The organism is Arcobacter suis CECT 7833, assembly GCF_003544815.1.
GTDB classification, from domain to species: domain Bacteria; phylum Campylobacterota; class Campylobacteria; order Campylobacterales; family Arcobacteraceae; genus Aliarcobacter; species Aliarcobacter suis.
Genome location: NZ_CP032100.1, coordinates 2366673 through 2382562 on the forward strand (window position 1 = coordinate 2366673; position 15890 = coordinate 2382562).

Annotated in this window: 11 protein-coding genes and 1 pseudogene; 1 reads left to right on the plus strand and 11 read right to left on the minus strand. The window is 26.8% G+C overall.

What is annotated here, in order from left to right:
• Positions 1-115 precede the first annotated feature (115 nt).
• From ASUIS_RS12165 to ASUIS_RS12200, 8 genes are all read right to left on the minus strand, one after another.
• On the minus strand, positions 116-1345 hold the full coding sequence (locus ASUIS_RS12165) for a phosphorylase family protein (protein WP_118887350.1): 1230 nt from the start codon (positions 1343-1345) through the stop codon (positions 116-118).
• Complete coding sequence (locus ASUIS_RS12170) at positions 1326-1799, minus strand: response regulator transcription factor (protein ID WP_118887351.1); 474 nt, start codon at positions 1797-1799, stop codon at positions 1326-1328. Before ASUIS_RS12170 ends, ASUIS_RS12165 begins: the two co-directional genes overlap by 20 nt.
• The gene (locus ASUIS_RS12175) at positions 1780-5247 is read right to left on the minus strand and encodes a hypothetical protein (RefSeq protein WP_118887352.1); all 3468 of its coding nucleotides are present in this window, start codon (positions 5245-5247) and stop codon (positions 1780-1782) included. Before ASUIS_RS12175 ends, ASUIS_RS12170 begins: the two co-directional genes overlap by 20 nt.
• Before the next feature lie 126 nt (positions 5248-5373).
• The gene (gene maf / locus ASUIS_RS12180) at positions 5374-5919 is read right to left on the minus strand and encodes a septum formation inhibitor Maf (protein ID WP_118887353.1); all 546 of its coding nucleotides are present in this window, start codon (positions 5917-5919) and stop codon (positions 5374-5376) included.
• The gene (locus ASUIS_RS12185; protein WP_118887354.1) at positions 5916-6302 is read right to left on the minus strand and encodes a hypothetical protein; all 387 of its coding nucleotides are present in this window, start codon (positions 6300-6302) and stop codon (positions 5916-5918) included. The genes maf and ASUIS_RS12185 overlap by 4 nt, the downstream gene beginning before the upstream one ends.
• A 10-nt stretch (positions 6303-6312) precedes the next feature.
• Positions 6313-8295: a hypothetical protein gene (locus ASUIS_RS12190; protein WP_128326726.1), complete on the minus strand. Its 1983-nt coding sequence runs from the start codon at positions 8293-8295 to the stop codon at positions 6313-6315.
• The gene (locus ASUIS_RS12195; RefSeq protein WP_118887356.1) at positions 8292-10139 is read right to left on the minus strand and encodes a hypothetical protein; all 1848 of its coding nucleotides are present in this window, start codon (positions 10137-10139) and stop codon (positions 8292-8294) included. Before ASUIS_RS12195 ends, ASUIS_RS12190 begins: the two co-directional genes overlap by 4 nt.
• Positions 10136-11446 carry a site-specific integrase gene (locus ASUIS_RS12200; protein ID WP_118887357.1) on the minus strand — a complete coding sequence of 437 codons (1311 nt, stop codon included), beginning with the start codon at positions 11444-11446 and terminating at the stop codon, positions 10136-10138. The genes ASUIS_RS12195 and ASUIS_RS12200 overlap by 4 nt, the downstream gene beginning before the upstream one ends.
• Before the next feature lie 96 nt (positions 11447-11542).
• Between ASUIS_RS12200 and ASUIS_RS12205 the strand changes: the two are divergent.
• A pseudogene (locus ASUIS_RS12205) lies at positions 11543-11644 on the plus strand (septum formation inhibitor Maf); the annotation flags it as partial.
• Between the two features lie 20 nt (positions 11645-11664).
• Here ASUIS_RS12205 and ASUIS_RS12210 read toward each other — a convergent pair.
• The 3 genes from ASUIS_RS12210 to hisC form a co-directional block, all read right to left on the minus strand.
• Entirely contained in the window at positions 11665-12687 is a 1023-nt protein-coding gene (locus ASUIS_RS12210) for a cytochrome-c peroxidase (RefSeq protein ID WP_118887358.1), read from the minus strand.
• A gap of 262 nt (positions 12688-12949) precedes the next feature.
• The gene (dxs, locus tag ASUIS_RS12215) at positions 12950-14755 is read right to left on the minus strand and encodes a 1-deoxy-D-xylulose-5-phosphate synthase (protein ID WP_118887359.1); all 1806 of its coding nucleotides are present in this window, start codon (positions 14753-14755) and stop codon (positions 12950-12952) included.
• 14 nt (positions 14756-14769) lie between these two features.
• A complete protein-coding gene (gene hisC / locus ASUIS_RS12220) occupies positions 14770-15876 on the minus strand; it encodes a histidinol-phosphate transaminase (protein WP_118886981.1) in 1107 nt (368 codons plus the stop codon).
• Positions 15877-15890 lie beyond the last annotated feature (14 nt).

Consider the following 15890-nt stretch of genomic DNA (forward strand, 5'->3'; position numbering starts at 1 on the left):
ATGGACATTCTTTAAAGCCTATCTTTTCTATATTATTTAATTTCTAGTATGTCCATAGAATTTAAATAGATATGGACACTTTTTATTTTATATATGTCCATATTATATACTTTTTTTATTTACTCTTTATAAAACTTCGAGCATATTCATATAAGAATTGTGCACTCGTATATGCGGCATAATTTTGAAAACCATCATTTTTTTCTCTATCAGCATAGTCACACACAGACTTTATTATAAGAGGGTAAGGTCTTTCATGAGTAGCATGATTTGCAGCATAAACTAGTCCATATGCTTCCATTTCTATACCTACCATTTTCCGTGATTGCTTTTGTATTTCACTTGTGATATCTTCGTCTGCTATTACTGCTGCACCCGAAGCGATAGGACCTACATGTACATTTAAAACAGTTGAAATTGTTTGGTGTGTCCAAGATTCACGAATTTTATTAAGTAACCTAGAATCTTTTGCCATTTGAGCTATTTCATGACTAATATCGTCATCTAGTGGTTCTTGCTTAGGATCAATTTCAAAAACTTTTCCATCATCTGTCTCTTTAAATTTCCCTGAACCTGAATCCCATGAAGGACTTGCAACTAGGATATCTCCAAGATTTATATTTTCTCCTTTAATAGCAGCGGCAATACCAGTCATAGCCAAATACCTAGGTCTAAAATATTCAATCATTTGTGTAGATAGTACAGCAGTTGGTACCATTCCCATTTTATTAATAGAGATAGCAACCACTTTTAATTGCTTATCACCAAAATCAAAAACTGTTTCAATAAATGGTAATTTAGAGTTTGGCATCTCAACTTTACGCCATTTACTAGATAAAAGTTCAATTTGTCTAAATTCTGGATCATTTAGTGCACATATAATCCCTAAATCATATTTGTAATCTGTTGAATTATGCGTTGATTGTAAGTTATTATTGATTAAAGCTAAATTTTTAATTAATATTTTTTTCCACTCATCACCTGTTTCATCATAAAAAATCATATTAAACATATCACTGTTTAGCTGTTCTCTATACTCATCATATAATTCTTTGTATTCTGTAATAGAGATAATATGTGTAGGTATATTATAAATTTGAGGTCTTTGTGTTAACTGATATATAAAATCAAAACCAGCACTTTTAACTGCTTTTTCTCCACCTCTTTTAGGTACTTGTATATCTGCTATAAATAAGTCATACTTATGCTTCTTTAATTCATCTTTTGCATATTTTAAATCACTTACGACATCAATATCATCTTTTATTAAAAATTCTACTGCATCTAAAGTTTCCATGATAGAGCAAGCTTTATCATTATTATCCTCAAGTAGAAGTATTCTCATTGTTCTTCCTTATATATTCATTTAATCTATTTTCTAATTTTTCTTGCCAACCAATTAATCCATTGTGATAGTAAATAATTTCTTCAAATATCTCTCCATATGAAATTTTTAATTCTTTTTCAAGTTCAGAAAAAGTTACTTCATCTTCTCCAAAAGTTTCAAATTGAGTCATAACAACTACAGGCATTATCAAATCTCTTCTAATCATTTTACTCATGATTTCTTTTCCTGCAAAGACTTTTATTCTACCACCATTCTCTTCAATAGAGATATCATAAGTTGGCATTGTCATATCAAGAATAACTAAATCAAATAACTCATGTTGAATACATTTTAAAGAGCTTTGATAAGAGTGTCGTTCTGATATTTCAAATTTATCATTAAATTTTGTAATAATAAATGATTTGATTCGTTCACGTTTATTAATATCATCATCAGCAATCAATATTTTCATAATAAAGTCCTTCCCTTTCTAAAATTATCTCTGAGTAAAAGTATTTTTTATCAAGATACTTTAATTTTATGCTTGTTTTACAAAATAAATCTGTATTTAAAATTTTAATAATTTTATAAAACCCACTTCCTCCTTCTTTTCGTACCTTTTCCATTCCTTGACGTATATTTAAATCGTTTTCTAACTGATTAACATAAGTAATTCTCTCCTCTGTACATGTTTTTTCATCTATATCATTAATACATATAAATTTACATTGATTACTTTCAAAATTAATAGTTATTTTAATAGAGTTTTCTTCAAGTCCAGACCTTTGAATACAGTTATCAAAGATTGTATAAAAAATTGTAACAAAATTGTTCAAAGTAATGCCCTTAAACATATAATCTAAAGAACTAATTTTAGTCTCCATATTTTTATGTGGATAAATATTCTCAATCATATTTCTTGCAATATCAATAGCAAGGTCTAAAGTATAGTCTTGGGTATTAAATGTTTTTGAACGTTTAAACCAATTTGATACTGTAACTAATGAATTTAAAAGCTCTGTTCTAGATTTGGTAATTGACTGATCTAATTCTTTATATTTACCATCACTATTCATATTTGCAATCCTTTTTTGCAAGACGTCAAAAATTCGATTATATTTAGGCATTAGTACATTATTTATATTTGTTCTAATAACCTCTAAATTCTCCTCTGTTACTTCCCAAAGCTTTGAGAAAATTAATTCAGTAAACTCTTCATAAGTAGTTTTAGGATGTATATGAGATTCTAAATCCTCTAGTTCATGTGTTCCAAATATATAGGCAAACATTCCGTTATCAAACATTTTTGACTCTGTAAGAATTTGAATCCAGTTATTTTTAAGTATGTTAATCAATCTATCAGTACGTTTAGAAAAGTCATTAAGATATTTTAAAACATTTTCGAGATTTTCTTCATCATAATAATATTTATCTATCCAATATTCATTGTCTTTATACACATTTGTTTTTTCATTTCTAAGTGTTATAAGGTGTTCCGCCTCTAAAGGTTTACGTAATAATCCTGATAAAGTACCATGTCGTATATTTACACTTAAATAAGTATCTAATCCATAATCACTATTAGTTGTAAACAAATCCCGTATATGGTAAAAAATTTTCCAGAATACCATCTGCCTATCATTTGTAGTAATTTGAATCATTACCCCATCATCACCCTCAATCTCGATGTAATCGTTTTTTTTATCTTGCTTATCAGTTGTTAAAAGCTTCATATATCGAGTGTAAGACTCTTTAAGTTTCAACTCTGAAATCTTCTTTATACCTTCAATATCAACATAAATTTTACTTTGTTCTATTTCAGACATCTTCTTATTAATAAAAAGCTTTGCAGTATATTCTTTAATCTGATTTGAATATATATCATGGTTTCTAGAATCTAATTCAATAAGAATTTGACATATTTTAATACGTTCCTCATATAACTCATTAGAGGAATAAAACTCAGAACTTGTGTCCATAACATTAGGAATACATATATAACGTAAAAAGTAAATAGATTTTTTCCGATTATGTACATCAATTTTTGATAAAAGCCCTTTAGGCTTTTCTAAATTGTATGTATATAATACGTCTTCATAAGTATTTTGAAGGTCTAGAAATATAAAACTATTTACTTTTAAATGTTTAATACAAATATCATATAAAATTGACAATGATAAAAAATCCTTAACTTTTATTCTTTCAAGTTTCATTTTCTGTATAATTTCACTAATTGGGAAAATTTTATAAAGATTATTATTTTCTATGTATTGTGAACTTATTAAACTAATACATTCATCTATTCTATTAAGTTCTATTAAACATCGTATTTTACCCTTTAAGGAGTTTTGTATGTCAATATAATCAGTATCATCTGTCTCAAAAATCTCGTCATAAAGAGCTAATGCACTTTCAAATTGATTATTATTCTTTAAATATTTAGCAATATAATATTTTTCCCTTATTGTAGGTAGTTTAATATTTTTTATATCCTGGATCGTCAAATTATTATGTAATGCTTTAAATAACTGAGTAGTTTTTAAACTTCCATGCATATTTTCTATTTGATTTAAATATTTACTACCTTGATTATGAGTTAAAAAAACCTCGACTTTTTTAGGAGTATTAATAATAGAATTAAGTTTTGCAATGATAATATCTTTATGTATCGTATCACTATTATCATCATTATATGCATTATGCAAGAAATCATAAAGTGTTGCACTCCAATGATGTGTAGAAAAACTATAAATTAACTTGCTTAAACTTAAATATGACTCATAAGATTTATCATTCTTCAATAAAATATTATACATATTTTTAAGTATGTCATTTAAGAAAGTATTATCAACATTAGGGTATAAACTGCTATTTCTAATTAAACTCTTAATATATATTTCACAAACCTCAATAATATATGGGTATCTATCTAATATTTTTTTAGAAAGTTTACTAGAAGTTAAATAATCAGCATTCGTATAATGTTCAAGTAGTATATTAACATCTTTATCAAGATCACTATTTATTATATTGTTTTGATTATTATAGAAAAAGTGTAAATTATTTAAAAATACTTCATCAACATATTTATTTAAAATATCAATTGATTCTGAAAATATATCTTGATATTGTTCTTGATCTATTTGTTGAGCAACTTGTTTAAAAGAGATATATCTATCAAGAATAGAAGAGTCACTTTCAAAAGAAATTACATCAAAATAGCTTGAAATGGGTTCTATAGAACTACAGTTTAATCTGAAACTAACATAATTCATCAATTGAGGATTAAGTTTATAATTACGTAAATCTTTGAACTTATCTTTAATATACTCTTCATATTGTTTTGAGTTCATATTTGAATCAATTTTATTGCTTGTAAAATCTACAAGAAGTTTCACTACACCATTTATGTTATCATTGTCTAAAATTGCGTTAACAAATTTCCTAAGCTCTGAAAAACCTTCAGCATAATTAATAAGAAGCATTTTATTTTCAATAAGCCACATTGAATAACCAAATTTAGACTCAATATCTTCTAAAATGCTATGTGCCGTTTCAAATTCGCCTTTTACAAAATTTATCTCAAACATGTGTCTCAAAGACTCAAATTCTTTAAGTTCTCTTTTAAATATCTTTAAAACATTAGCTTCCCAATATACTGCATTATTAAGATTTGTAGCTGCAGAAAATGGAACATTTTGGTGTTTTAAATCAATAATTGTTTTTGGGAAAGGTTCATATACAATATACTTTTTAAATAATCTGATTTTATATAATCTTTCAATATTAGCTCTTATAAGATGTTTACCCTTATTATCTGTATTATTAATAAAATTAAAAAAATTCAATTCTATTCTATACTTATCAAGTAAATCAATTTTTAATCTTTTAAATTCTGTCAATTCTCTTTTTTTCTTCATATTTCCTCTAATAATATATAATCAATAGTATAGCAAACTATATATTATTTATAGTTATTATTAAATAATTTATTAACTCTATTTAATAAGGAAAAACTTTTTTATTGACATCTTTAAGCTAAATTTTTATAAATGCGGTAATAGTTTTTCAATAGTTAGTCCCATTGCACAAGACTCATATCCAATATATTCTTTTATATAAGGCTTACAAAACCCTTCTACCATGATAGCTCCAGCCTTACCAAAGCATTCACCTGATTTTATATAGTCTTTAACATCCTGTTCATCAAATTTTTCAAATTGATATGTTGTAATAGAAATATCAACAAGCTCTTTTGTTTTACTTTTATAAATCATACAAGTAATCACTGAAATTTCATTACCACTTTGAAGTCCAAGCATTCGTCTTGCATCATCTTCATCTTTTGCTTTTCTAAGTAATTCACCATTTGTTGTAACTACACTATCTGCAACAAGTAAAGGCATATCTTCAATTCCATATTTTTCATACAATTCTTTAAATTTACCTTTTGTTGCTTCATAACAAAAAGATTTAGGATTAGTTGTTGTAATTGAATCTTCATCAAACTCCCCACCATTTTGAATAAAATTTATTCCAAAGTTTTTAAGAATCAATGCCCTTGTAGGTGATTTTGAACCTAATCTAATCATCTATAATTCCTATTAATGCTATTTTCTGGATGTTTATATTTTTCTATTTCTTTTTCTAATTCATTAATTGTTTCTAAATACATTAGCTCTCTATTTAAACTTTCATTATATAAAATCTCAACATTAATTTTATCTTGCTTTGTTTTTTCAAGTTTACCTTGTAGCTTTCGTACTCCTTGTGTACGTTTTGCTTCTGCCTCTAAAATATCAGTAATCAATTGCTCAAAGCCTTCTCGACTTCTTTTAATACTACCCCGCTTTCTACAGGCTTCAAGTGCAACAGTATCATTATTTATTTTTGAATCTTTTGGAATATTTAATGGTTTATTATTTATAAGACGTTGTAATGCATCATAATAATAATCAATTGCTTTTCGTGCCATATTATCTCCTCTATTTATTAATCAATTTTTTTCTATATTTTTTCAATTCTTCAAGATCGGCTATTTCAGTTCTGTACTCAACAGTATCACCATAATTATTCTTATATAAATATTCAATACTCTTTTTTTGTTGAATAATCATATTATCTATTTTTTCTTTTTTAATTATTGCCCCTGTACAACTAGCACATGCGTAAATACTATGTACTAATCTATAGTCACATGGTTCAGATGATACACAAGCTCCTAATGCAGTTTCTTTATATATCATCTCACCACTCTTAAATCGTTTCATTAGATTCTTACGATTTTCTTTAAAAAAAGGTAGAAACTCTTCTTGATTATTATGCTTATTATGTTTTTCTATATAACTACCGTGTACACCAAATAATTCTTCATCAGAAAAAAGTACATCTCTAACATAATACAAAGTCTGTAACTCAGTTTTAGTTTCTTGATATTCTCTACTTAAAACTTTTTCTGGTTTAAAAAGATTTTCTGCGTTATGAGAATTATTTCCATAATACATTGTCATATCTATAAATAAATGTTTCATTTGTTGTTGTAGTCCACCAATAGAAACCATGCCACTTTGTAATGCATAAACAACTAAACTCCTACGATATTGATGATAAGAGAAATTCCACACATTTCCAATCTCAATAGATTCATCTGTTTTCAGTGGATTTAATTTTTCCAATTCTTTCTTATCATCTTCCGTAATTGTTATCTGCAATATATCCAATGGCAATTCATCTTTTACTTGTGCATCTCTCATCCATAAAGATGATTTTAGAATAATATTATTCTCATCCTTTGGTTTTAAAAATCCAGTCTTTGGAAAAAGAGGGAAAGATTCAAAATCTATTTCATATATTTTTGTTATCACATGATTTAATTTATTTAATATATTAATAAGACTCTCTACTCGTGAAGATGTTATCCATGCAGTTTCTTCAAAAGAAGGTGTCAATTTAGTTGTCTTTCCTAATAGTTTTAAAACAGTTCCACTTTCTGTTAGCGTTGTTATCAAGCAATTATTATTTAATGATAAAGCTTCATTTCTTCTCATCCCACTATATGTTAATAGTTGATGAAAACATGTAGAATAAATTAAATTTAAAAATTTAGCAAAACTTCTACGATTTTTAACTTCATATATACTAAATAATTTACTTAATTGAAATTGACTTACTGCATCAGTCCATTTTACATACTGACTAGGGATAAGATTATATTTAGTAATCATAGCCATTGTTGAACCGAAGCCACGGTTTGATAAAAATTGTTCAAAAAAATCACTTAGTGAATTAATATATTGATTAATATTATCTATATGTTCCCATCGTTTTTTGATGCCATAAAGGTAAATTCTTGATGGTATCAATAAAGTTTGCTCACTATTTTCTTCATTTTTTTTTCTTGAATATTCCACAAACTGTTTAATCTCATTCGTGAAAACACTCTGAATATTATGAATAATATTATAACTTTCACATAAATATTTAAGTAACCTTGCAAGAAATCTTAATTTTGTAGTGTCTTTTCTGTTAACATATAAATATTTTAAAATAAACTTTTCTGAAAATAAACTTTTCATTAGGCTAATATTATTTTGTTCAGAGAATTGACTCAAAGGTCTTATTGCTGAATAGAAATAGTTATACAAAGTCAAAACAGACAATTGACTACTCTTATTACCTCTACCCATAATCAACAATATAAGCATAATTTTTTTAGCTATTTTAGAATCATCTAATCTTAATGTTCCAAAGTTTATTTTATCTTGATAAGTAGAAATAACAGAATAAGCACTAAAATCCCATATGTCATCTTGGAATCTAGATAAAGTATTTCCCCTATTGTCTCGTGATATAACAAAAGTATTTTGAATTTCTTCTATTTTAAAATTTTCATCAATGTATAGTACATCAGATTTAGCTTTTTCATTAGGAGCTAATTCATCAAATATATAATAAGTTTGTGCTGTCACTTGAGAACTCCCATATCTAATAATTTTTTGAATTTGTGTTCCCAATATGGATGTAGTTTTTCATAATGAAATACTTCATTCTTAATACTCTCCATATCCTGAATTGATATTCTTTTAGTTTTTAGTGCTAATTCTTTTAGCTCATCAATTCTTTCTAAAAGTCCTTCATACACTGAGAGGAATTGTTTTTCATCAAATGCAACAGCTCTTGTCTCAAGTAAAATAAACTGTAAACTAAAAATTTTTAGTAGGTCTTGTTTATCAAGATGGCAACGGTAATGAGGACAGAATAAACATGTTTGCTTATTATTACAATCAACTGGAAATTCATTATTTATAACAATTTCTTCTGTTTTACTACATTGACCTATAATAGTTTCAACTTGTACATTATTATTTTCAAATACTCTCTCATTCAATGTACTAAAAAAATCTGTTATTTGTTTGTTTGATACTTCTTCACGTTGTGCAGTATAATGTTTTAATATAGTTGAGACTTTGTTTTGCATCATATTTGAAGCTTGAATTAGCCCATGTTTTCTAACAACATAATCTGTTTTATTTATACGAAGAATCTTAGAATTTAATGCAGGAAGTCTTGGATCTAATGTTTTTTTAAAATATTTATTAATAAATCCACTCCATGAACCATCCAATTGTGTTTTAGTCAATTTTGCATTTACTCCATATGATTGAAAGAACAAATACTTATAAGTTCGGTTTTGCAACATATATTTTCTTAATACAATATATTTTTTAAACATAGAATGAAATTTCTTTTCTATTTCAAATTCAACTAATTTATTTGCTCTATTCTTAAAAACAATAAACTTTTGTCTTTCCGTACTTTGCTCATAATCATCATGCCATCTAAGTTTTATTGCACTACTACCATTCATACCAGTATTTGTTAAAAAAAGCATGTAAAATGCACGAATTGCAAATTGACCTAATTTATATCTGAATTTATGGTTTGGATTTGAAGATTCTTCTAATAAACTGGTAATATATTTAATATGAGTATTGATTATTCCTTTGGATTTTTGAGGAAATAATTTCCTTAGTTCGTCATAAGTATATACTCTACCTTCTAGTTGGTTGAAACCTATAGGAGAAGAAGATTTTGTATCTATAGAATAAAATATATTTTGAGTAGGTAAAATATTATATATTTTATTTGTTAACTCTAGTTGAAAAGGATACGTTTTTTTTTCAATCAAGAAGTCACTAATCTGATTAAATATAGATTTGTAAAATTCTAAATGGTAAGCATTTGATTCCAAAGAAGATGGTTTTGTTCTTCTTTGAGGTATACCTTCACCATGAAGAGAAATAAGGGAAGCACTATTTGCAATAATCATATGTTTATCATCATGTATTATTGTAAGTAGTTGTCGTACACATTTTTGTAAATCCATACAATGTCTTAAACTTTTACCTTGTCTTAGCGATCCTTTTAGATAAATACTATAAGCCATGTATGTCTCAGAAGCTTCTTTTATTGTTTTTATTTCAAAACTATTATCAAAACACCAAGTACAAAATTGTTTTAATCTTTTATCAAAAGATAGAAAAGTATTTATTGATTTTCCAATTTGAATATATTGAATTAAAAGTTCAAAAACACATTTCACTACAATCTCAAAAGTTTTCATGTATGTTTTTTCTTCAATAAAAAATGACTTCCCAGTTGATTTATATTTTCCATAACAAAATTTAAAAAGAGGTATATTATAATTTTTATATTCTACTACCAACTTTTTATAATCTAATATACTTGTTGGATATTCTATTTTTAAATATTCTTCTAGATTTATAAAACTGGGATTAAATTTTACCATCATAATATCAAACTTTCTAAATATTCTTCAAATTCATTTTGAATAAATTGTTTTTGATTTTGTTTATTTCTGAAATTTAAATATCTTTCTGTTGTTAGTAAACTTTTATGAGGCATTCTTTCTTTTATTATGGATAATAATTCATATAGTGTCATTTCACCTTTTTCTACCATATATATTTTCGAATCTAATAAATTCATTGCAAATGTAGCTCGTAAATCATGAAATCTGAATTTTAATTTTCCCTCTAACTCTCGATAAAGAGTTACACTAAGAAACTGTCTTATGGTATTTCCATTAGGAATTGTTTTTGTATATATTCCAATATATTCATCATATTTAGATACATAATAGGGTGTACCTCGATTAGTTAAAAAAATATATTGGGATGTTTCATCTTTAAAGATGTGTTTTTGATTTTGAAAGCGTTTTTTATATCGTTCTGATTTTATATAAATTTGAATTTTTTGATATACCCAATTTGGCATTCGTAAAAAATATACAGTATCATTTTTAGTATCTACATCCGTTCCTAATCCAACTTTAATTGATAGATATTTCTCTTTTTCTGGATGTTGTCTCTCAAAATGCTTTAAACGTAATGTACATACAGTTTGTATTCTTGCACCAGTTGTTAAAGCGATTAAGCAAGCTAATGTCATTTCTATATTTCCTAATCTGTTCAATGTTCTGAATAATAAACTTTGTTCTTCTTGAGTAAGAGGTTTTAATTTCCCTTCATCTTGAATGTATTCATCACTATCAATCCCATAAAAAGAAGAGATTTTTAATAAATCTTTTGTTTCTACTTTCTTACTTTGTTTAAACCCATATTGATCTTTATAAGATATATAAGCATCTTCTTTTTCCCATAATGGGAATTTAAATTTTAATTTTAGAATATTTTGTAAATATTCATAAAAATTAATTACTACAGACATTTTCTTTTTTACCGTTTTATCTGTGTTTATACCATTTTCTAATTTCTTTTGAAGAAAAAATCTATACATATAAGTTGGTCTTCTTACTCTTCTTTTCTCATTTAAATAATCAACATTATTTTCCAAACTCCATTCAAAAAATGCTTTTAATTCTTTCGCAACACTATAAAGAGTTGAGTAATGAGGTGGATTTGGAGATTTAATTTTATATAACACATATAAATTTGCATATTTCCATAAAGTACCATCCTCATTAATTAATATAGGGAAATGGTTATAATAGCTTATATAAAAATCATCATTATATACCTTTGTTTTATCTGGTAGTAATTTATAAATTTCTAGATGAGGAATTACATTTATTGTCATAATTAATCTTTTTATTTTAACTTTATCCTAATCATATTATAATGTCCATAAAATTAAAATATATGAGTAATACTTATATACATAAACTAAAGGGTAATAATGGTTGAAGGATTTTGTAAACCATATATAAAAAATGTAATTGGATATGAAAGCACTGCAATGGGATTATGTGTAGAAAAATTAAAATATTATCTTTAGAGGAAAACCTCTAAAGATTTTTAGTTAAACTCTGGCTTTGCAGTATCTATTGAAGATTCTGGAAGTTGAGGATAAGAAATAGCTGGTTTTGCACCTTTTAATGTTTTTAAGAAAGTTACAATTTGAGCTGCATCTGCATCAGAAATTTCAATTCCTAATTGAACAGAACCCATCTCTTTTACTGCTTCATTTAATGACCAAATTTGTCCATTATGGAAATATGGTGCAGTTTCTGTAATATTTCTTAGAGTTGGCGTTTTAACCATTCCTTTTGCATCACCTTTGAAATCACCTACATTTGTAAATTTATATTTAGAAGCTACTTCAAATGCTTGCATTGTTCCACCTAATGCAATTCCAGTATGACAAGAAGTACAACCTTTATCTATAAATAAAGTTAAACCTTTTTTCTCTTCAGCAGTTAATGCTTTCTCTTTACCATTTAAGAAATCATCAAATTTTGAAGGAGTAACTAATGTTTTCTCAAAAGTTGCAATAGTTGCTGTTATTGTTGCAAAATCAACTTTTACATCTTTTCCGTATGCAACTTTAAATTCACTTACATATTCTGGAATTGAATTTATTCTTTGCTCCACTAATGATGCAGGTGCTGCCATTTCTGGACCTGCTTGAACTGGACCTTGAGCTTGATCAGCTAAATGAGGACTTCTTCCATCCCAAAATTGTGCTTTAAAAAATACTGAGTTATAAACTGTTGGAGAGTTTAAGTGATGAGGATTTGCCGTCCATCCATGACCAATAGCAGCAGGAATTCCATCTGCTCCACCTAAACCTAAGTTATGACATGTATTACAAGAAATCAGTCCACTTTTTGAAAGTCTTGGATCAAAATATAATTTCTTACCTAATTCAACTTTTTCTTTCGTGATTGGATCTTTTTTGTCATCAATTAATTTCATTAATTCAACTTTAGAAGCAGGAATTGCCTCAAGACCACTTTGTTTCGCTTTTGTCAATAGTGAACTACTTGCAAATAATGTACTTGCACCTAATATACATACAGCTAATGTTATTTTTTTCATAACTTCTCCTTTAAATATAATATTAATTATAGGAGAATAATTATTAATTGAAAATTAATTTTATATATATTTTAGATAATTAACATAAGTTTTTATAATAATATAAGATAAAAAATATCCTATTTTACGAGTTATTTTGATTATTATGTAATATTAAACAAGATATTTTTTGTCTCATTTAATATAATTATATTTGATGATTTTTATAATATAAATCTAAATTTTTATTTAATAGATTTATATTTTATATTAGTAAATTTGATTATTTAATTTTTAGTATTAGTTGATGTGGTAAAAGCCCAAGGCTTTCTTCTACTTGTTTTGTATCACCATGTTGAATAAAACTATCTTCATATTCAAAAGATATCACTTCTATATTATGTATCTTATTTTCATTTAAAACTTCCAAGATTGTACTTGCAACTCCAGCTTGTTTTTGAGAATCACTAAAAATATACCATTGAGTATATCTTTTTGATAATTCAATTAAACAATCTTCATCAATTGGTTTTACAAATCTTAAATCTAAAATAGAAATATCTTCTTGATGTAAAAGTTCTGTTTCAATTGCACGACTTACTCCTGCACCATAACCAATAAACAATTTATTAGAACTTCCCTCTTTTAGTAACTCTGCTTTTCCTAATTGGAATTGTGTAGATTCAAATGATAATTCTTTGAAAAAACCTCTTGGATATCTAATGGCACAAGGACTTGTTAAAGTATATGCAAACTCTAAACCTAACTCCAGTGTTTTATTATCCCTTGGAGCAAATAAAATCATATTTGGTATGAATCTTAAATATGAAATATCAAAAGCCCCTTGATGTGTTTCTCCATCATTTCCTACAGTTCCAGCTCTATCCATTGCAAAAATAACTGGTAAATTCATCAAACATACATCATGAATTATTTGGTCAAATCCTCTTTGTAAAAAAGTTGAATAAATAGTTATATATGGTTTAAATCCTTCTTTTGCCATTGCTGCCATTGAAGTAATTGCGTGTTGTTCTGCTATTGCCACATCCCAAAATCTATCGGGAAATCTTTCAATAAGTTTATTTATACCTGTTCCACTAGGCATTGCAGCTGTAACTCCTACAATATTTTCGTATTTACAGGCTAAATCTAATAATGCATCTGAAAATACAGCTGTTGCTGATTTTGGTACAATTTTCTTTTCAAATATCCCATCTTCAATATTAAAAGGACCAACCCCATGCCAATGTTCATGTTGACCTTCAGCTATTTTATAACCTTTACCTTTTACTGTTCTTGCATGAACAATAACTGGTTTTCCCATAGCTTTTGCAATTTGTAAGGTATCAATAATTTCTGCAATATCATGTCCATCAATAGGACCAATATAATCTATTCCCATCTCTTCAAACAAAATTCCTGGCGTTATAAGTTTTAAGGCTTCTTCCATTCTTTTTGCTATATATGTAGTTCCTTCTGGCATATTCTTTTTAATAAACTTATCAACTTTTGTTTTAAAACCTTGATAATATTTTCCAGCTAATAGTTTTGAAAGATATTTAGAAATTGCCCCAATAGGTTTTGCAATCGACATTTCATTATCATTTAAAATAATTACAACAGGAAGTTTAATATCACCTAATTCATTTAATGCTTCATAAACCATCCCAGCAGTCATTGAACCATCTCCAATCATTACAACTGGTACTCTATCTTCTTTTTTTAACGCAATTGCTTTTGCTGCGCCTACAGCTAATGAAATAGAAGTTGAACTATGACCTGCTACAAAATAATCAGCAGGACTCTCTTTTGGTTTTGTAAAACCACTAAGTCCTCCAAATTGCCTTATTGTTTCAAACTCTTCCCAACGTCCTGTTAAAAGTTTGTGGGGATAACATTGGTGTGATACATCAAAAATAAAAGGATCACTATAAGCATTAAATACATAATGCATTCCAAGAGTTAACTCAACAGCGCCAAGTGTAGATGAAAAATGTCCACCCTTCCTTGATACCACATCAATAATTCTATCTCTTATCTCTTGTGATAATGTTTCTAACTCTTTAAATGATTTATCTTTTATTTCCATTTGTTTTTGATACTTTATTTTAATTTTTCTAATACTTCGTCTAACTGTTCAAATACTTTTGTATTTTGCTCATTTCTTCCTATTGTAATTCTTATTGCATTTTGTCCATATCCAGTTAAATCTCTCACAATCACTCCTCTTTCAAGAAGTTTTTGTGCAACTGTTTTTGATACAAATTTATCACCAAATTTAATTGTTATAAAATTTGTATACGAAGGTATATATTCAAATCCTCTTGAAGTTACATAATCTTCATATCTTGTCATCTCTTCAAAGTTTTTTGCAATACAAGCATTAACAAACTCTTCATCTTTTAGTGCTTCAATTGCAGCTGCTAGTGTTAAAGTTGTAATATTAAAAGGAGCTCTTAATTTATAAAAGGCATTTATAATTTCAGGTTGAGCAATACCATATCCAACTCTCATTCCACCAAGGGCATAAGCTTTTGAAAAAGTTCCTAAATAAATAGCATTTGGGAAATTTGCAATTAAATCTTTTGGAACTATTCTTTTTTTCTCATCTTTAAATGCTGCATATTCTTGATAAGCTCCATCAACTACAACCAAAGTTTCTTTATCAATAGTTTCTAAAAATGCATAAACATCATCTTTATCTAAACATTCACCTAATGGATTATTTGGTAAACACAAAAATATTACATCAGCACCATGTTCTTTATATAATTTTGAAAATTGTTCAAGATTATGTTGATCATCTTGAGTTTTAATAATTGTTGCACCAGTTTGTTTTCCATAAATTTCATACATAGCAAATGTTGTTTTTGCCATTAGGATTTTTGAACCTTTTTCACATTTTGCATGAACACAATATTCTAAAATTTGATCACTTCCCGAACCAATAATTACATGTTTACTTGTTAAATCAAATTTATTTGCAAGAGCTTCTTTTAATTCAAACATTGAATCATCAGGATAAATGAACATATTTTGAACTAAACCTTTGATTTTTTCAACAACTTTTGGGCTAGTTCCATAAGGATTTTCATTTGAAGCTAATTTTATAACATCTTTTGGATTTACTCCAAATTCTCTAACAACTAACTCTATTGGTTTTCCAGCTTCATAAGTTGTAACATTCTCTAATACTTGATTAAATTGCATTTACTTTTCCTATT